Origin of the sequence: Tardiphaga sp. 619_E2_N8_4, from assembly GCF_051810905.1 — a bacterium.
GTDB lineage: Bacteria > Pseudomonadota > Alphaproteobacteria > Rhizobiales > Xanthobacteraceae > Tardiphaga > Tardiphaga robiniae.
Window position 1 is genome coordinate 3,099,163 of record NZ_JBPWQJ010000001.1, and the last position, 15,482, is coordinate 3,114,644.

The 15,482-nt window shown below is 61.6% G+C and carries 19 protein-coding genes; 9 read left to right on the top strand and 10 right to left on the bottom strand.

Translation table 11 applies throughout. The features are described 5' to 3' along the window. Nucleotides 1-48 precede the first annotated feature (48 nt). The gene (locus AB8A23_RS14735) at nt 49-624 is read right to left on the bottom strand and encodes a hypothetical protein (RefSeq protein ID WP_439059314.1); all 576 of its coding nucleotides are present in this window, start codon (nt 622-624) and stop codon (nt 49-51) included. Between the two features lie 90 nt (nt 625-714). Beyond that, nucleotides 715-1,038 carry a hypothetical protein gene (locus AB8A23_RS14740; RefSeq protein WP_115029860.1) on the bottom strand — a complete coding sequence of 108 codons (324 nt, stop codon included), beginning with the start codon at nt 1,036-1,038 and terminating at the stop codon, nt 715-717. Between AB8A23_RS14740 and AB8A23_RS14745 the strand changes: the two genes are divergently transcribed. After that, nucleotides 1,037-1,231, top strand: coding sequence for a hypothetical protein (locus AB8A23_RS14745; RefSeq protein WP_439059311.1), 195 nt, complete (start codon nt 1,037-1,039; stop codon nt 1,229-1,231). The two genes, AB8A23_RS14740 and AB8A23_RS14745, sit on opposite strands and share 2 nt — an antisense overlap. Nucleotides 1,232-1,264: 33 nt before the next feature. Here AB8A23_RS14745 and AB8A23_RS14750 read toward each other — a convergent pair whose 3' ends face one another. Next, nucleotides 1,265-2,668 carry a carotenoid oxygenase family protein gene (locus AB8A23_RS14750; protein ID WP_439059309.1) on the bottom strand — a complete coding sequence of 468 codons (1,404 nt, stop codon included), beginning with the start codon at nt 2,666-2,668 and terminating at the stop codon, nt 1,265-1,267. A gap of 87 nt (nt 2,669-2,755) precedes the next feature. Between AB8A23_RS14750 and AB8A23_RS14755 the strand changes: the two genes are divergently transcribed. Then, nucleotides 2,756-3,490: a TetR/AcrR family transcriptional regulator gene (locus AB8A23_RS14755; protein WP_439060524.1), complete on the top strand. Its 735-nt coding sequence runs from the start codon at nt 2,756-2,758 to the stop codon at nt 3,488-3,490. Between the two features lie 51 nt (nt 3,491-3,541). Here AB8A23_RS14755 and AB8A23_RS14760 read toward each other — a convergent pair whose 3' ends face one another. From AB8A23_RS14760 to AB8A23_RS14770, 3 genes are all read right to left on the bottom strand, one after another. Beyond that, nucleotides 3,542-4,123 carry an amino acid synthesis family protein gene (locus AB8A23_RS14760; protein ID WP_439059307.1) on the bottom strand — a complete coding sequence of 194 codons (582 nt, stop codon included), beginning with the start codon at nt 4,121-4,123 and terminating at the stop codon, nt 3,542-3,544. A 50-nt stretch (nt 4,124-4,173) separates the two neighbouring features. After that, the gene (locus AB8A23_RS14765; RefSeq protein ID WP_439059305.1) at nt 4,174-5,034 is read right to left on the bottom strand and encodes a fumarylacetoacetate hydrolase family protein; all 861 of its coding nucleotides are present in this window, start codon (nt 5,032-5,034) and stop codon (nt 4,174-4,176) included. 161 nt (nt 5,035-5,195) lie between these two features. Next, nucleotides 5,196-6,044, bottom strand: coding sequence for a GntR family transcriptional regulator (locus AB8A23_RS14770; protein WP_420878656.1), 849 nt, complete (start codon nt 6,042-6,044; stop codon nt 5,196-5,198). On the opposite strand from AB8A23_RS14770, the gene AB8A23_RS14775 reads away from it, so the two are divergent. The 3 genes from AB8A23_RS14775 to AB8A23_RS14785 all read left to right on the top strand — a co-directional run bounded on the left by AB8A23_RS14775 (nt 6,024) and on the right by AB8A23_RS14785 (nt 9,043). Next, a complete protein-coding gene (locus AB8A23_RS14775; RefSeq protein WP_175366542.1) occupies nt 6,024-7,016 on the top strand; it encodes a zinc-dependent alcohol dehydrogenase family protein in 993 nt (330 codons plus the stop codon). The two genes, AB8A23_RS14770 and AB8A23_RS14775, sit on opposite strands and share 21 nt — an antisense overlap. Nucleotides 7,017-7,056: 40 nt before the next feature. Further along, nucleotides 7,057-7,956 carry a VOC family protein gene (locus AB8A23_RS14780; RefSeq protein WP_439059303.1) on the top strand — a complete coding sequence of 300 codons (900 nt, stop codon included), beginning with the start codon at nt 7,057-7,059 and terminating at the stop codon, nt 7,954-7,956. 136 nt (nt 7,957-8,092) lie between these two features. Further along, nucleotides 8,093-9,043: a tripartite tricarboxylate transporter substrate binding protein gene (locus AB8A23_RS14785; protein ID WP_439059301.1), complete on the top strand. Its 951-nt coding sequence runs from the start codon at nt 8,093-8,095 to the stop codon at nt 9,041-9,043. A gap of 19 nt (nt 9,044-9,062) precedes the next feature. On the opposite strand, the gene AB8A23_RS14790 is transcribed toward AB8A23_RS14785, so the two are convergent. Continuing rightward, nucleotides 9,063-9,701: a hypothetical protein gene (locus AB8A23_RS14790; protein WP_231079936.1), complete on the bottom strand. Its 639-nt coding sequence runs from the start codon at nt 9,699-9,701 to the stop codon at nt 9,063-9,065. Between the two features lie 148 nt (nt 9,702-9,849). Between AB8A23_RS14790 and AB8A23_RS14795 the strand changes: the two genes are divergently transcribed. Next, on the top strand, nt 9,850-10,551 hold the full coding sequence (locus AB8A23_RS14795; protein WP_439059298.1) for an SET domain-containing protein: 702 nt from the start codon (nt 9,850-9,852) through the stop codon (nt 10,549-10,551). Here AB8A23_RS14795 and AB8A23_RS14800 read toward each other — a convergent pair. Then, nucleotides 10,548-10,946, bottom strand: coding sequence for a hypothetical protein (locus AB8A23_RS14800; protein ID WP_439059296.1), 399 nt, complete (start codon nt 10,944-10,946; stop codon nt 10,548-10,550). The two genes, AB8A23_RS14795 and AB8A23_RS14800, sit on opposite strands and share 4 nt — an antisense overlap. 116 nt (nt 10,947-11,062) lie before the next feature. Between AB8A23_RS14800 and AB8A23_RS14805 the strand changes: the two genes are divergently transcribed. Together AB8A23_RS14805 and AB8A23_RS14810 are read left to right on the top strand one after the other, a co-directional pair. After that, nucleotides 11,063-11,881 (top strand): helix-turn-helix domain-containing protein, encoded by an 819-nt coding sequence (locus tag AB8A23_RS14805; protein WP_439059294.1) that lies wholly within the window; start codon nt 11,063-11,065, stop codon nt 11,879-11,881. 63 nt (nt 11,882-11,944) lie between these two features. Further along, the gene (locus AB8A23_RS14810; RefSeq protein ID WP_439059292.1) at nt 11,945-12,610 is read left to right on the top strand and encodes a DsbA family oxidoreductase; all 666 of its coding nucleotides are present in this window, start codon (nt 11,945-11,947) and stop codon (nt 12,608-12,610) included. A gap of 8 nt (nt 12,611-12,618) precedes the next feature. Here AB8A23_RS14810 and AB8A23_RS14815 read toward each other — a convergent pair whose 3' ends face one another. Continuing rightward, the gene (locus tag AB8A23_RS14815) at nt 12,619-13,563 is read right to left on the bottom strand and encodes a JmjC domain-containing protein (RefSeq protein WP_439059290.1); all 945 of its coding nucleotides are present in this window, start codon (nt 13,561-13,563) and stop codon (nt 12,619-12,621) included. Nucleotides 13,564-13,581: 18 nt separating this feature from the next. Further along, nucleotides 13,582-14,793 (bottom strand): GNAT family N-acetyltransferase, encoded by a 1,212-nt coding sequence (locus AB8A23_RS14820; protein ID WP_439060523.1) that lies wholly within the window; start codon nt 14,791-14,793, stop codon nt 13,582-13,584. A 314-nt stretch (nt 14,794-15,107) separates the two neighbouring features. Between AB8A23_RS14820 and AB8A23_RS14825 the strand changes: the two genes are divergently transcribed. Continuing rightward, nucleotides 15,108-15,347 (top strand): hypothetical protein, encoded by a 240-nt coding sequence (locus tag AB8A23_RS14825; protein WP_089265686.1) that lies wholly within the window; start codon nt 15,108-15,110, stop codon nt 15,345-15,347. Nucleotides 15,348-15,482 lie beyond the last annotated feature (135 nt).

Below are 15,482 nucleotides of genomic sequence, written 5' to 3' on the forward strand. Positions count from 1 at the left end.
TCCCAATGCAGTCGAGATGGTCAGGCGTCGATTTGCAGGCGAAGTGGATCAGGGCTTCAGCGGTTCAGCCGGTTTCACTGCACCATATTTCGCGCGACGATACTGTGGGTACCATTTGGTGAAGGCAACGGCAGAGTTGCGAGCGGCAAAAGCCACCGCAAAGCCGATCCATAGCGGCAGCGAGGGCATGTACATGATCAACATATCCGCCACCAGCATCAGCACAAATGCGCCGGCCCAGGCCCAGGTGAGGATGTAGTTCGCCTTCATGAAGCCGGGCAGCTTCAAGGTTTCGGCGTCGACCATCTCGCGGGCATATTGCAGCGTGAAGGGCAGGCGGATCGCCAGCGACAGCAGCACGATTGAGAGCAGGCCGACATCGACGGCGAGGCGGACGGCCACCGTGCTCCAATTGCCGTCGACCAGCGTGATGTAGCAGCCGAGCGCGCTGAAGATCAGCACCGAGCCTGCTGCGAGCATCTTCAGCGAGCCGCCGCGGATCACGTCCCAGACCACGATGCCGAGCGACAGCGCGGCTGCGGCGAAGAGGCTGATCGCGACCGATGACACCATTATCAGTATGGCGAAAGCACCGAACGGGGCGATGATGAGAAAGGAAGCCATGGCGTTTCCAGTTCGGGCTATCTTGACGTTGTGAAGGTGAGTTGCAGGCTCGCTTACGAGGTCGTCGCGTCGCTGCTCATTATCCTGCGATCATATGTCTTGTTGTGAGAGCGGGCAGACATTGCCGACCGGCGTGAAAACGTCATGAGAGGCCGAGGCGGCCGCGCCGGATGGTTCGATACCGACGAGTGTGGTCCCGGTCACAACCAGCACGAGGGCCAAGCTGCCCCAGCTTGCTGTCCGGGTCATCATGTCCGGCCTGCGATATGCGGTTCGTGCGAGAACGAACTGCGTAGCAGCGCTTGCGATGGCGACGGCAGTCGCGATCAGCACGTCTCCTGCGACCGCAAAGGTCGTGAAAAAGGCGATGGTGGAAAGGAAGCCGATGGCCAGCTTGGCGAGGACGTTGATCATGGCGTGGTTCCGCGCTTGTTGTCGAATGAGTACTTTTGTCGTTGTGCTTCAGGAGGCGGTGGCAGCCGTGCCGATCATGAGAAAGGACGCCATGCTGTTTTCCCGTCGCTCTATCTTTACGTTGTCAAGATTTCTTTTAGGTCTTGCCCGCGGACTCGTCAACAAAAATCTTTACACTGTCAAAATTATGTGAGCCGAGATCTTTAACTGTCATTGAATCAATAGTTTATAAGGAATCGACCCAGTTACCGTGAAAGCCCGCCGGTACCCGGTGACCGAGCTGGACGAGAGCGATCGGTCCCGCGGCGACATCGGTGGCATTGAACACTGCCAGATCGCTGCGGTTCTGCCGCGCGCGCCACACCACGGCGAGCAGCCAGCCATCGCCTTCGGCTGCATCCTTTCCGCGCGCGACGAAGACGGGCTCGGAGATGCTGTCGCCGAGCGGCAGCATATACTGGCCGAGCCTGACGCCGTCGCGCCAGACATGTGTGATCCCGGAAAAGGCGCTGCTGGCGCCCGGTGCCGGATTATCGCAGGCGTACCAGCCTTGCGTGCTGAGGAGGCCGGAGCGGCGCTCGTCGATGCGCGGGAATTCGCCGGTGACGTCGTCGAGATAGGTGCGGGTGAAACGATCGGTATTGGCTGACAGATCGAAGGTCCAGCGACAAAGTCGCGCGTTGGATTTCGCAGGATCGGTCGGCGAGCCGTCGGGATGCGTGAACAGCGGCGCTTCCTCGGACTGCATGACGTCGGCGATGATGCGGTCGCCTTCCTCCCACGCATTCATCACATGGAAGACGTAGCAGGCTTCGGCGCGAAACCACTTGATATCATCCGCACTGCCGCCGCGCTTCATCACGCCGACATAAGAGCCCTTGTCCGGCTCCCACGCATAGGGCGGGCGGCCAGACCGGGCGCGCTCCATGCTGCCAGCAATGGGCAGGATCGGAAACAGTAGGTGGTTCTCGGTGACGATGAAGTCATGCACCATGCTGGCATAAGGTGCGTCGAAACGTTCGAAGCGCGTCACGATGCCCGATGAATCGATCGCGCCGAACGAGATCGTCGGACTGAAGATTCCCCGGGCATTATAGCCGAAGAAAATCATCTCTCCGGTAACGGGATCGATCTTCGGATGCGCGGTGAACGGCCCGCCAATGCGTCCGCCATAGTTCTGATAGCCGAGCGTCTTCAGCGTGCCCGGTTCGATCTCGGTTGGCGCATGGCCTTCCTCCAGCGCGAGCAGGCGGCCGGCGTGAAAGACGATGTTGGTATTGGCCGCGCCTGAGTCATTGCCAAGCGAAGCGGGGGCATCCGGGAGCTTCTGGCCGAAGCCGCGATAGAGCGCGTGGCCGGCATCGTGCTCGGCGAGAAATTTCGGCGTGCGGATCCAGCGATTGCGATAGCTCGCGCGGCCGTTCTCGATGTGAAAGGCATGCAGCATGCCGTCGCCGACAAACCAGTGCGAGCCTTTGGTTTCGAATTGAGGATTGGGGCCATTGCGGTAGAGCGTGCCGTTGAGCTCACGTGGCAATTCGCCGACGACTGTCAGGAATGGCGCGTCGCACTCCATCGGGATTGGCGCTAGATTGTCATGAGCAGCCTCGATCGGGTCCAGCAGCGCCATCGTCGTCTCCCATGCTATTATCTTTACGTTGTCTAGATTTCTAAGCAAAATCTTTACAGTGTAAAAATGACGACCTATAACATGACCATGACGAAGCAGACCAAGACCGCGAAACCGCGCGCCGTGCCGCAAGACCGCCGCAAGAAGGTCGCAGGAAATTCGCAAGCGAAGACCACGGCCAAAAAATCCGCCGGCGCCGAATCTCCCTATCATCACGGGGACTTGCACGGTGCGCTGCTGAAAGCCGCGGAAATCGTGCTGGAGCGCGATGGACTATCAGGTCTGACGTTGCGCGCCGTCGCCCGCGAAGCCGGCGTCTCGCATGCGGCTCCGACGCATCACTTCGGCGATCTCACTGGCCTCGTCAGCGAACTCGCCGCTATCGGCTTTCGCAACTTCAACGCCACAATGACTGCGGCTGGTGCGAGCGGCACGACGCCGCTCGAAAGCGCGCTCGCCCGCGCCAAGGCCTATCTCGCTTATGCACGTGCGCAGCCCGGCATGTATCAGCTGATGTTTCGTACCGAGCGGCTCGACATGACGCGGCCGAATCTGCGCGAGGCAGCCAATGCATCCTTCGCCGGTCTTGCCAGCGTTGTCGGCGCGCACCATCCGGGCAATGTCGCCACCGATGCGCTGACCATCGAGCAGGCCGCGCAGATCGCGCGCACGTGGTCGTTGGTGCATGGTTTCACCATGCTGACCCTCGATGGCCGCCTCACTGATATCCTGCGCCGCTTGCCTGACGGGACCGACGCAGAGAAACTGTTCGTCGAGATGCTGAAGATCACCGTCGCCAGGGCGATGGAGACGCCGAAGTAGCGAAACTCTTTGCGAAGCGCCGGCGTTGTGTGCAGGCGTTGTTTGCGGGAGTTATCGCTGTCCGTCATGCACCGAGATATCGGACGCGGCCAGCCCGCCAATACGCGCATGCGGCCTTCCGCCCGTGCCCATCACCAGGCCGAAGGCGATCTCGTCGCGGCGCGGGCCGTCCCAGACAGTCATTTCAGCAGTGCTGAAATGACTGCGGACATAGGCCGCTTCGATATGGCCGAGCGGGACCATCAACCGTGTGCCGATCCCGCCGACGGTCTTCGCGGCCGGCACGATGGCTTTGGGCTGGCCGAGAATCTCGCGCATCGCCCAGCCGCCGGCCTCATGCCACACCGCTGCATGTTCGAGCTCGCCATCTTCACCGACGATCATGCCCTTGCCGTAGGCTTCGATCTTGTCCTTGCCGCCGAGCGCCTGAACGAGTTCGGCCGCAAGTGTGCGTCCAAGTTCGCGTAGTTCGGCCTGGAAGGCCATCAGGTCGGGCTCGTAGCGACCAGCAAAAGGATTGCGGATGATCGCAAGCGCCGTGCCGACATGGAGCGGCTGCGAGAGACGCGGCCCACGTTCGTGCCAGACCGTCTCGACGGAAATCTGGGTCTTGCGAATGTCATAGGATGTCATGGCTGACCCAGTCCGTGTTTTGCGAGCGTTGTGAGGAAGCCGTCCACTGACTACTCGTCGATGACGGGATTGCTGAGGATGCCGAGTTTCTCGATCTCGACTTCGACGACGTCGCCGGCCTTCAGGAAGATTGGAGGCTTGCGCGTAAAGCCGACGCCGGCAGGCGTTCCCGTTGCAATGACGTCACCCGGGACGAGGTCGAAGATTTCCGACGCGTAGTTGATCAGCCGGGGAATCGAGAAGATCAAAAAGGATGTGTCCGAGGATTGGACGATGTCACCATTCACGCGGGTTTCGAGCTTGAGCTTGGTGGGATCCGGCACTTCATCGGTGGTCACCAGCCACGGGCCGAACGGTCCGGTGCCGACGAAATTCTTGCCGGCCGCGATCTGCTGCGCGTGTCGCTGATAATCACGGACGCTGACATCGTTATAAATCGAATAGCCCGCGATGTGATCCATGGCTTCGCTCTCGGGAATGTGTCGGCCGCCCTTTCCGATCACGACGGCGAGTTCACCTTCCCAGTCCAGATGCGTGGAGACCTTCGGTCGGATCACCGGCTGGTTGTGGCCAACCTGTGAGCGCCAGACCCGCAGAAAGATCGGCGGGAATTCGGTGATCTGACGGTCCATGCCATGAGCCACCGCTTCCTTGTGGTGGTCGAGATAGTTGCGCACCGCGCAGACGATCTTTTCGGGGCGGGGGATCACCGGCAGGTAGCTGATGTCCGAGAGCTTCAGGTCCGGCTTGTGTCCGTCAACAATCTGGTCGCGCTTGGCGAAGTCGGGGCTGGCGATGAAATCGGCGAGCGTCGGATAGTGCGGGAGTGCCTTGCCGAGATCGACGATCGCGTCGTTGACGACGGCTCCCCAGCTCTCGCGCTGCTGATGGCTGAAAGACAAGAGCTTCATGATGAGGCCTTTCCGTTAATCCTGGATATCAAAATTTCGTAAGTGGATTATATTTTCGAAAATAATGTCTGGCAAGAGGGCTAACGAGGCCTGACGGCGCTTTCCACGTGTGACGTGGGGCGCACGGTCGGTTTCTTCGCCGACTAGCCGGCGATCCCGTCTCAGGATTCAGTCAGCAGATGAGACGCGTATTTCACGACATTGTCGGAGGTGCTGCGGATGTGCCGGTCGATCAGGGACGTGGCCAGTGCCGTATCGCGGGCAATCGCGGCCTGCATGATGGCGCGATGCTCACCGACCTTGTCGCGTGGTTGGGGGCGAAACATGGCGGACAGGTTTCGATAGCGTTCGGCGCGCTCGAACAGCGAAGCCCGAATGCCGAACAACGTCGGGGAGCGCCCGCACGACACCAGCGCCTCGTGAAACTGGCGGTGGGCGATCTGCCATTCCGGATTCTCGACGTGATTACCGGGAAGCCTTTCCTCAATGCGTCCCAGCCTGTGCAGGGTCGACATAACCGCTATTTCCCAGTCATCTCCGCCATTTGCGATGGAGCGGCTGAGCAGTTCGATCTCGATCAGGATCCGGGTCTGGGTGATGTCGATCAGGTCGTCGCTCGTAACGGGCGCCACGCGAAAGCCACGCTGCTCCTCGGCAACGACCAGGCCGTCCGCCGTCAGCGACGTCAGCGCCTCGCGCAGCGTCGTGAAGCTTGCGCCGAAAGCGAGCTTCAAGGCATCGAATTTTAGCGGTTCGCCAGGCTTGAGCCGGCAAGCGACGATATCCTGACGCAGTCGGTGCGTGATATCGACTGCGAGTGTTTTGCCGAATTCTTTGCGCGATTTGACGGCCGAAGCAGTCATGGAATGGACCTCAGATTCCGCCGGCTGATGGTGCCGGCTGGTTGCAGAATGCCGGCGCATGACCGCTATTGCAATAATTTTCGTAATAGGACATATTTTCGAAAATATCTTCTGCAGGGTGGATTCATGAAGGCTGTGCTGGTTCATCGTCCCGGTGGTCCCGACGCGCTCGATTATGTCGATGTCGCCATTCCGGCTCCGGGCCCGAAAGAGGTGCAGATCAAGGCGGAGGCTTTTGGCGTCGGCCAGCCGGACGCCTTGATCCGGCGCGGCGTTTACAAGTGGATGCCGCCACTACCGGCCAATCCGGGGAATGATGTCGCCGGGCGCATCTCCGCGGTCGGTCACGGTGTTGTCGGTATCTCGGTCGGGCAGAAGGTTTTGCTGAGCGCCCGCGATCTGTCACAGCGCGGCGGCTGTTACGCCGAATATGTGGTGGCGCCGGCCGATGCCATTCATCTGTTGCCTGATGCCGTCGATCTTCAGGACGCCGTCTGTCTTGCCAACTATCAAGTGGCCTGGGCGCTGCTCCATGAATGCGGTGGGCGTAATCCCGCTGGCAGTGTGCTTGTGATTGGTGCTGCGGGCGGCGTCGGTACGTCGATCGTGCAATTGGCGAAGCTGGCAGGCATGACGGTGATCGGTACGGTCAGCACCCCCGAAAAAGCCCGGTTCGCCAAATCCAACGGCGCCGACCACGTGATCTTCTATCGTGACGAGGACGTCGTCGCGCGGACGCGCGAATTGACCGGGGGGAGCGGCGTCGGCCTCGTGCTCGACCATGTTTGCGGTCCCGAATTCGTCTCCTATCTTGGCGTGCTCGGCAAATGGGGGACGCTGGTCTCCTACAACGCCTTCGCCGGCCTTCCCGAAGAAAACTTGATGGGAGAGATGCGGAAGTATCTCGACGTCTGTCCGGCTATCCGCTGTTTCTCCTTTCACATCTACGATCATGACCGCGATGCGCGCCGCGCCATCATGGGGAAGTTGATCTCGCTGCTTGGGCGCGGGGAGATCAAGCCCGCAATCTCGGCACGGCTGAAATTATCCGAGGTCCGGCAGGCGCACACGCTGCTGGAGTCCGGGGGCGCGCTCGGCAAGATCATCATGACCCCGTAGGCGAACGGCTATCGGTCTGGAACGAGATACGGAGGACCACATGATCAAGGTAAAACGCATCAGGCATGTGACGTTCGTTACGCCTGATATCGACAGGCAGATCGACTACTATCAAGCGGTGGTCGGACTCGGTGTGGTGACGCGTGACGCTAGTCGCGCATCGCTGGCCACCGACTCGGATGAACTCGCCGTCGTCCTGCAGCGTGGCGATCAGGCGGCCTGTCGGCGATTGACCTTCGAAGTGGCGCTCGATCTGGATTTCGCCGACCTGGTGGCTACACTGTCGCGCGCTGGAATTGCGGCTGAGATCCAGTCCGATCCGCTTCCTGGCGTGTCCCGTTCGGTGCTGTTCCGCGACTTCGAGGAAATGGAGATCGAGCTGCTTGCGGGGCCGACATTCGCTGTCGCGGAGCAGCCTGTCGGCGGCATTGCAGCCGACCGCCTCGGCCATATCGCGCTCTACACGCAAGACCCGCTGAAGGCGTCGAAGTTTTATGGTGACGTGCTGAATTTCCGGGTGTCGGACTGGATCGAGGACGCCTTCGTCTTCATGCGGTGTGGTTTTGATCATCACTCCGTCAATTTCGCGCGCGGCCCGGGTCGGCGATTGCATCACGCGGCGTTCGAGCTCCGTGATGCCTCGCACATGCATCGCGCCTGCGATCTGCTCGGGCGCAAGAAGATGCAGATCCTGTGGGGGCCGGTGCGTCATGGCCCGGGCCACAATGTTGCGATCTATCACCGCGACCCCGATGGCCATCTCATCGAACTGTTCTTCGATCTCGATCAGATGATCGATGAAGATCTCGGCTATTTCGAACCACGCCCATGGCACCGGGATCGTCCGCAGCGCCCCAAGGTCTGGGTAGGTCTCCCCCGAGATATCTGGGGGCCGGCTCCATCGCCGGAGCTCGCGGAGTTCAAACGCAAGGCGACATGACATCGCTGCCGACAAAGTCGCCGCCATGAAGCGACAGATCGGCACCACGGCGATCAGTGCTGAAGAAATAAAAGGGGAGGAAATAATGAGCCAGCGGTCGAAATCTATTCGGGGCAGAGTTCTCGCATGCCTCGCGGTGTCTATATTTATAGTCTCGTCGATCGACGTGCCTGGCGCCTCAGCGCAAGTATACCCAAATCGTGTCATTCGTATCGTTCACGGTTTCGCATCGGGTGGGGCGGCGGACACGCTCTCCCGCGTCGTTGCCGACGGGCTGGCGAAACAGCTCAATGAGACCGTCATCGTCGAAGCGAAGCCTGGCGCAGGCGGGAATCTCGCATCGGACGCGGTCGCCAAGGCAGCGCCTGACGGATACACGCTCGGCCTTGTAACCGGAGGCCATGCGATTTCGGCAGGGCTTTACAAATCGTTGTCCTATCAACCCGTCGATAGTTTCGAGATGATCTCCACGATCGTCTACTACGCGCTCGTCGTCGCTACCCGCAGCGACTATGAAGCAAAGACGCTGGGAGAGCTCATCGCGCTCGCAAAGGCCAAGCCGGGATCCCTGAGTTTCGGATCGGTCGGCTTCGGCAGCACGCATCACCTTGCTGGCGAATTGTTGAAAGCAGCAGCCGGCATCGACGTGTTGCACGTGCCCTACCGCGGCGACTCCCAGGCGATCACCGCGCTACTCGCGGGCGATGTGCCGATGATCGTTGGCACCAGCGTGCTTGTTGCGCCGCAGATCGAGAGTGGTGCGGTGCGCGGCCTCGCCGTCACATCATCGACCCGGAGTGCTTTGCTGCCGAATGTTCCATCGGCCGGCGAGGCAGGTCTGAAGGGGTTCGATGTCAGGACGTGGGCCGGGCTGCTGGCGCCGAAGGGCACCCCACCGGGGATCATCGCCCAACTCAACGCGGCCGTTCTGAAGTCTCTGGCCGACCCGGGGATCAGGGCGCGGCTGGAAGCGGCGATCGGTGGCGAGGTGCGGGGAAGCACGCCGCCGGAAATGCGTGAATTGGTCACGTCGGAAATCGCGCGATGGACGGCGGTGATCGACGCGGCGAAAATACCGAAACTTTGACCGCACGATCGATCTGAACCTACTTGGCCGGGCCCGGGATGTTGCGCGATGCCATCGCCAGTGCCGTAGCCCGGCCGCCGATGCCGATCACGCTGACCTTGTCCGTCTTGCAATCGAAGCCGCGGGCGAGTTCGTCAGCGGCTTTGCGGGCCAGCTCGTTGGCCTCCGGATTGGCCGTCACGTCGATATAGGCGACATGGCACACGGCGCCCGGCGGCAACCGCGTGACCACCAGCATCTGTTTGGATTTTGGCCGGCCATTTTTCTCGGGATCGTCGTTGTCGGCGATGTGCCAGCGCTGGATCATCGCGAATGGTTTGCCGCCAATGACGCGCCATTCGATCGTGTTGGTGGTGGAGTTGAACGGACCGAAGCCTTGCGATGCCGCCGGCTCCTTGTCAGCGGCGCTGGCGCTGCGTCCGACCGTGATGGTCTCGCGCAGGTCGTCCTCGTTCTTCACCACGACGAGACCAGCTGGGCCGCGGCAAGTCCGTTCCGCGGCGTAGTCATCGCCATCGATTTTGAGGTTGGACGCTTTGCGGCAGTCGTTGTCGGTCGTCGACGTGTAGACGCTGCCGATAGTGTTGGCCGCGGCGAGCGAGGGCGCGCCGAGCAGGATCGTCAGTGTGGCGACAGCGAGGGCGGGCAGGCGGGGCATTTCAGGGCATCCAGCACGGGAAAGGTGCTGCTTTGACGTTCACAAGCTGGGGAAGGTTCAACCGAAGCGGCTGACAGGGCTGGTTGAATCGCGCTAGACAGCTTGGTCAGCCTTCATTTTGTCTCCAGCAGCGTCAGTTCCTCATCCCATGCCCGCCTCGACTTCCGCTAAGCCATATCGCATCGGCCGTTCCAAAACCGGTCTCGGTCTTTTCGCCACCCAGCCGATCAAGAAGGGCGTCAAGATCGTCCAATACTTCGGGCCCCTGCTGGATTCGAAGAACGAGAAGCACGACGCGATCGAGAACAAGTATCTGTTCCAGATCAGCAAGCGCTGGACCGTCGATGGTTCGATCCGCAAGAACATCGCGCGCTATATCAACCACGCCTGCAAGCCGAACGCTGAGTCCGACGTCAATGCGGCGAAGAAGAAGATCATCATCCGCTCGATCAAGAAGATCGAGCCGGGCGAAGAGATCAACTACGATTACGGCACGGAGTATTTCAAGGAATACCTGAAGCCGATCGGCTGCAAGTGCGATTCCTGCGAGAAGAAGCGCAAGAAGAAGCGCGCCGAGGCACGAGCCGAGAAGCTCAAGGCCAAGGAGAAGGCCGAGCGCAAGGCGCTGAAGAAGGAAGAAAAGGCGAAGGCCAAGAGGGCCAAAGATAAGGCCAAGAAGGCCAAGTCTTCGGGCAAAGCGGCTTCGGGCAAAGCCAAAACGACCAAGGCCGCCGCGGAGAAGACCTCCGCAGCGACCAAGGCCAAGTCTGTTAAGGCCAAGTCGGCTAAATCCAGGTCGGCCAAGGCTAGCAAGGCAAAGGCCGGCAAGGTCAGGAGCAAGGCGGCTTAAGCTGCCTGTACCGCTGCGCTCCGGCGCAGCCCGATATATTGCAGCTCCGCAAACACACCGACTGCGATCGCCTGCGCGGCCACGAAGATCTGGCCGAGCAGGTTCGGCGTCACCGCGCCCGAAAACAGCAGGCCGATGCTGCCCAGAGTCCACAGCGCATTGCCGATGATGATCACCAGCACCAGCAGCTTCGGCATGGTCGCGCGGGTGCCGAGCCAGCCGACCAGCGCCGCATAGGCGATCAGAAACAGGCCGGATTCCAGCAGCAGTGCTTCAGGCAGATGCAGTAGGGGCGCCAGCAGGCCCGTGGCAAAGGTCAGCAGCAGCGCCATGGCGCCGCTAACGATGGCGTCGATCTGGATGGCGCGGCGGAGCAGGAGAGAGGGATTGATCATGGTCGTTGTCCTTCGGTTGGTCGTTGTGGATGTCCCGACCATGACGGCGCGGCGGAGCCAAATCGATTACCTGTGAGGTCATGGAAGCTGCGAAATTCGCGTGTTAGCTTTTTGCCATGAACACACAGCTTGCAGCGTCCTCCGCAACATCCCGGCCCGCCGGGATCGGCCATCATTTGCGCGAATGGCGGCAGCGCCGCCGCCTGAGCCAGCTGGATCTGGCCGGCGATGCCGAGATTTCCACGCGTCATCTGAGTTTCCTGGAGACCGGCCGCGCCTCGCCCTCGCGCGAGATGGTGTTGCGGCTGGCCGAGCGGCTCGACGTGCCGCTGCGCGAGCGCAATGTCTTGCTGGTGGCTGCTGGCTTCGCACCGGCCTTTCCGCAGCGGGCGCTGGACGATCCCGCGCTGAATTCAGCGCGACAGGCCATTGACCTCGTGCTGAAGGCCCATGAGCCCAATCCGGCGCTGGCGGTCGATCGGCACTGGAATCTGGTCGCGGCCAACCGAATGGTGATGCCGCTGCTGGAAGGCATCGCGCCGCGCTTGCTCGGGCAGCCCTTCAACGTGCTGCGGCTGAGCTTTCATGCGGAGGCGTTGGCCTCGCGCACTGTCAATCTCGGCGAATGGTGCGCGCATCTGCTGGAACGTCTGCATCGACAATGCGAGGCGACCGCCGATCCGGAACTGATCAAATTGTATCAGGAATTAAAGACCTATCCGGTGCCGGCGCGGTCGGCGCCGATCGTGGCTGACAGCGTCGTGGTGCCATTCCGCATGAAGCTCGGCGACGATGTGCTGAGCTTCATGTCGACGACCATGACCTTCGGTACGCCGCTGGATATCACCCTGTCGGAAATCGCCATCGAGACGTTCTTTCCGGCGGATGACGTCACGGCGAACAGGCTCCGGGAGATCGCTTCAAACGGGAACTAACGGCCTTGTCCGCGATGTCCACGACGCCTATTTGTGGGCGGAACAAATACAGGGAGCCCGCCCATGAGCACCATCAAGCCGCTTCAGATCGATATCGTCTCCGACGTCGTGTGCCCGTGGTGCTATATCGGCAAGCGCCGCATCGAGAATGCGCTGGCGTTGGTCCCCGACGTGCCGGTGCATGTCAATTGGCGGCCGTTCTTCCTTAATCCGTGGATCCCGCGCGAGGGCATCGATCGCTCGACCTATCTGGAGACCAAATTCGGTTCGGTCGAAGCCTACAAAGGCATTGCCGGCCGTGTCGTCGATGCGGCCGAGCAGGAGGGCCTGACCTACCGGCCGGACAGCGTGAAGCGCCAGCCGAACACCATCGATTGCCACCGGCTGATCCATTGGGCCGAAGCCTCCGGCAAGTCGGCCGAGGTCAAGCAGCGTCTGATGGAATTGTATTTCCGCGACGGCGGCGACCTCACCCAAAGCGAGACGCTGGTCCAGGCGGCGGCCGATGTCGAACTCGATGCGGACGATATCCGCAAGCGCCTTGCCACCGACGAGGATGTCGAACTGATTTCCGGCAACGCCAAGGAAGCCGCGGACAAAGGCATCTCCGGCGTGCCGACTTTCGTGTTCGCCGGAAAATATGCGGTGTCCGGTGCGCAGGATGCCGAAAAACTTGCGCGTGCGATCCGTCAGGTCTCGGCGGAAGTGAACGCCGAGGCGGCGGAGTAGGGCGCGCCTTACGCGCCCTTCAAATAATAATTCGCCTTCTTGCCGAGCGCGATGCGGCGCAGCAGTTTGCGCATGGCCAGTGAGCTACGCAGCGGTTTGATCGCCGTGGTCACCGTCCGGTAGAAGGCGAGCTTCAACGTATCCAGCACCGGCTGCCGGCCCGGCGGCTGCTGCGGGAAGCCGACACCACGCAGCATCGAATTGAAGAAGTGCAGGTCGTTGACCCGGCGCACTTCTTTGGTCTTCCAGGTGATTGCCATCGAGATCGAGAACGAACCGGCGGTGCGCACCCAGTGCGGCCACTGATAGGGCACGTAGCAGCCGTCGCCATCGAACATGTGAAACTCAACGGCGCGCGGCGCGAAGCTGTCGTCGAATTTGAGGTTGCGGTGCTTGGTCATCGAACGCTCGATCTCGTCGTCGGAGACGATCGCGCGGTCTTTGTTGTCATAGATCGTGAAGAACTTCTCGCCGTGGATCTGGACGAAGAAGTTATCCTCGCTGTCGAGATGGAACGGCGTGGTCGAATTCGGCGACGACACGAACAGGAAGCCTTCGAGCTGTTCGAAACCGGCATCGAGCAGGCTGTTGAAGCCGCGGGCACGGGCTACCGACAGCAGCGTGTCTTCTAGGAGTTGACGATACTCCGGCGAGTTCTCGATCCGCTTCAGCACCATCCATGCACCAGCAGTCTCGATGCGCTTGACCACCTCGACCGGGTCGAGATCCACCGACGGGATCGCGTCGGGGTCCTGGCTGATCGCGACCTTGCCCGAATTGTATTCGATGAGATCGCGCGGCAGTTCGGATGCGAGCTGCGCGATACGCTGCAGCGTCAGCAGCGGATGTCCGGCGAGCTTGTGCTTGATGGCGAACGGCTTCAGCGGAAAATCGTTCTTGAGCGATTGATTGGCGGCCGAGATCACCGGCGCGACGTCAGTTGCAGCGTTCATGGTTGAACCCCTGGATATCTATCGGAGGCGGTTGCGGATGGAGCGGGCGACGTGCCGCAGCGGCTCGCGGATGGAGCGACGCAAGGTGAGTGCGCCGTGGATCAGCGATACCAGCGGATCGTGCTTGCGCAGCGGAATCAGCACGTCGCCGATGGCAAGGCGGCCGCGCCAGATCGGGTCGATCATCGGGTGACCGGCATTGGCCGTGGAGTCGGCGCTTGCAATCACGGGATCGGCGCAGAGATGCCGCGTCACGTCGAGCGTGAGTTGCACGCCGGGGGACAGTTTGGCGAAGCGCTCGTCGACGCCAAGCTTGAAGTAGAACGCGCGATCGAGATGCCTGAGCAGCACACCGGAGGCGACCGGCGTGTCGCCCGCGCGCAGCGTGACGATCTCGCATTGGCCGTGTTCGGCGAGCGCCTTGGTGGCGCTGCGGATGAAGGCATTGTCGCCGGCATCCTGCATCAGGGCGGTGCCGCGTTTGCCCTTCCATCCGCTCGCTTCCAGCGTCAGGAACGTGTCGATGGTCGCCGCGATCTCGGCTGGCGTGCGCGCGATCTCGAATGTCACATCGCCGTGTTCGGCGAGACGATTGCGCTGGCGGCGCAGTTCTTTCAGCTTCTTCGCACCTAGCGCATCGCGCAGCAGGTCATCGGCATCGCGCGTGGCGTCGAGGCAGGCGCGGGTGTGGGATTGCAGGATGCGCGGCGCAAGGTCCTGCATGGCGAGCGACTTGCGGATCGCCTGCATTGCGGCGCAATCGAGCGAGACGTTCTCGAGGATCAGTGCATGCGCGCCGGCCTTGCGGGCCTGTTCCAGCAGGCCCGTGACAGCATCAGGCGCCATGTCGCGATCGAGCAGCGGCGTGGAGAGCGTGCCATAGGGATCGGCGCTGACCAGTGCCGGGAGTGGAATGCGATAGGCGCGCCGGGCGGTGATTACTGGCAGCAGCCCGATCAAGCGGGGTGTTCCGGCTTCGCTCATCCAGGCGCTGAGCGCGGCGACATCGGTGCGGCCGCGCGCGGATGCATTTACGGCCAGTTCCCAATCGGCGAGATAATAGCCGTTCGGCTCGACGGCCTGCTGCGCGAGCGCGCGCCATGGCTCGGGCGCGATTGCTGCGAGCGGCGCAAGCGCATCGGGCGCAGACGCTGGGCGGCTCGCTGCGGTCATCCCGGCGCCCGTCGCTCTGCTGCCATGCATGCCGGCTGAGTTCGCAATGTCGACCACGTCCCCGATCCCCGTCGCAAGGAAGGCGGCGCAGGCCGCTTCTCCATTGCTGTCTGCCGAGATTAGGAGAAACATTCCAAGATCCGGTTTTTCCGGACACGAAATTTGACGGGAATGTGCAACCGATCGTTCACCAAACGGTCGCTGAAAAGCCTGTGTTTTCAGTGGATATGGGCCGGCCGGGGTGACGGGGGCCGGAGTATTCTCGCGTTTCCGCGGACGGGCGGACCTGCGGTCGATGGTCGCGGCCTCGCCATGTTGGGGCTGGAAAATGGCCTCTACGTCAGGCTATCAAGGCGCCGGAGGGACCCATGATGAGAGCATTGGTATTGGCGATCGCGGCAGTGGCGCTTCTGGCTGCGCCGGCGAACGCACAGGTGGGCGGCGGCAAACGCGGCGGCAGCGATCATGCGCCCGCGCCCGAAAAGCCGAAGATCGACGAGAAGGCCTACAAGGCCGCCTTGGAACGCGTTCCGACTCCCAAGGAAAAATACGATCCGTGGGGCGGCGTCGCGCCAGCTCCCGCGCCCGCAACGGCAGCGAAGAAAAAGTAATCGTCGGGCAGCACATGTCGCACGCGGTTCCCATGAACCGCGTTTGCGTTGACAGCGACCAATTTGGGCAGCGGCAGGCCGTCGCATTGTTGGCGCACGGTCATCCTGATTTCAGTTGAATCAGGCGGGGAATTA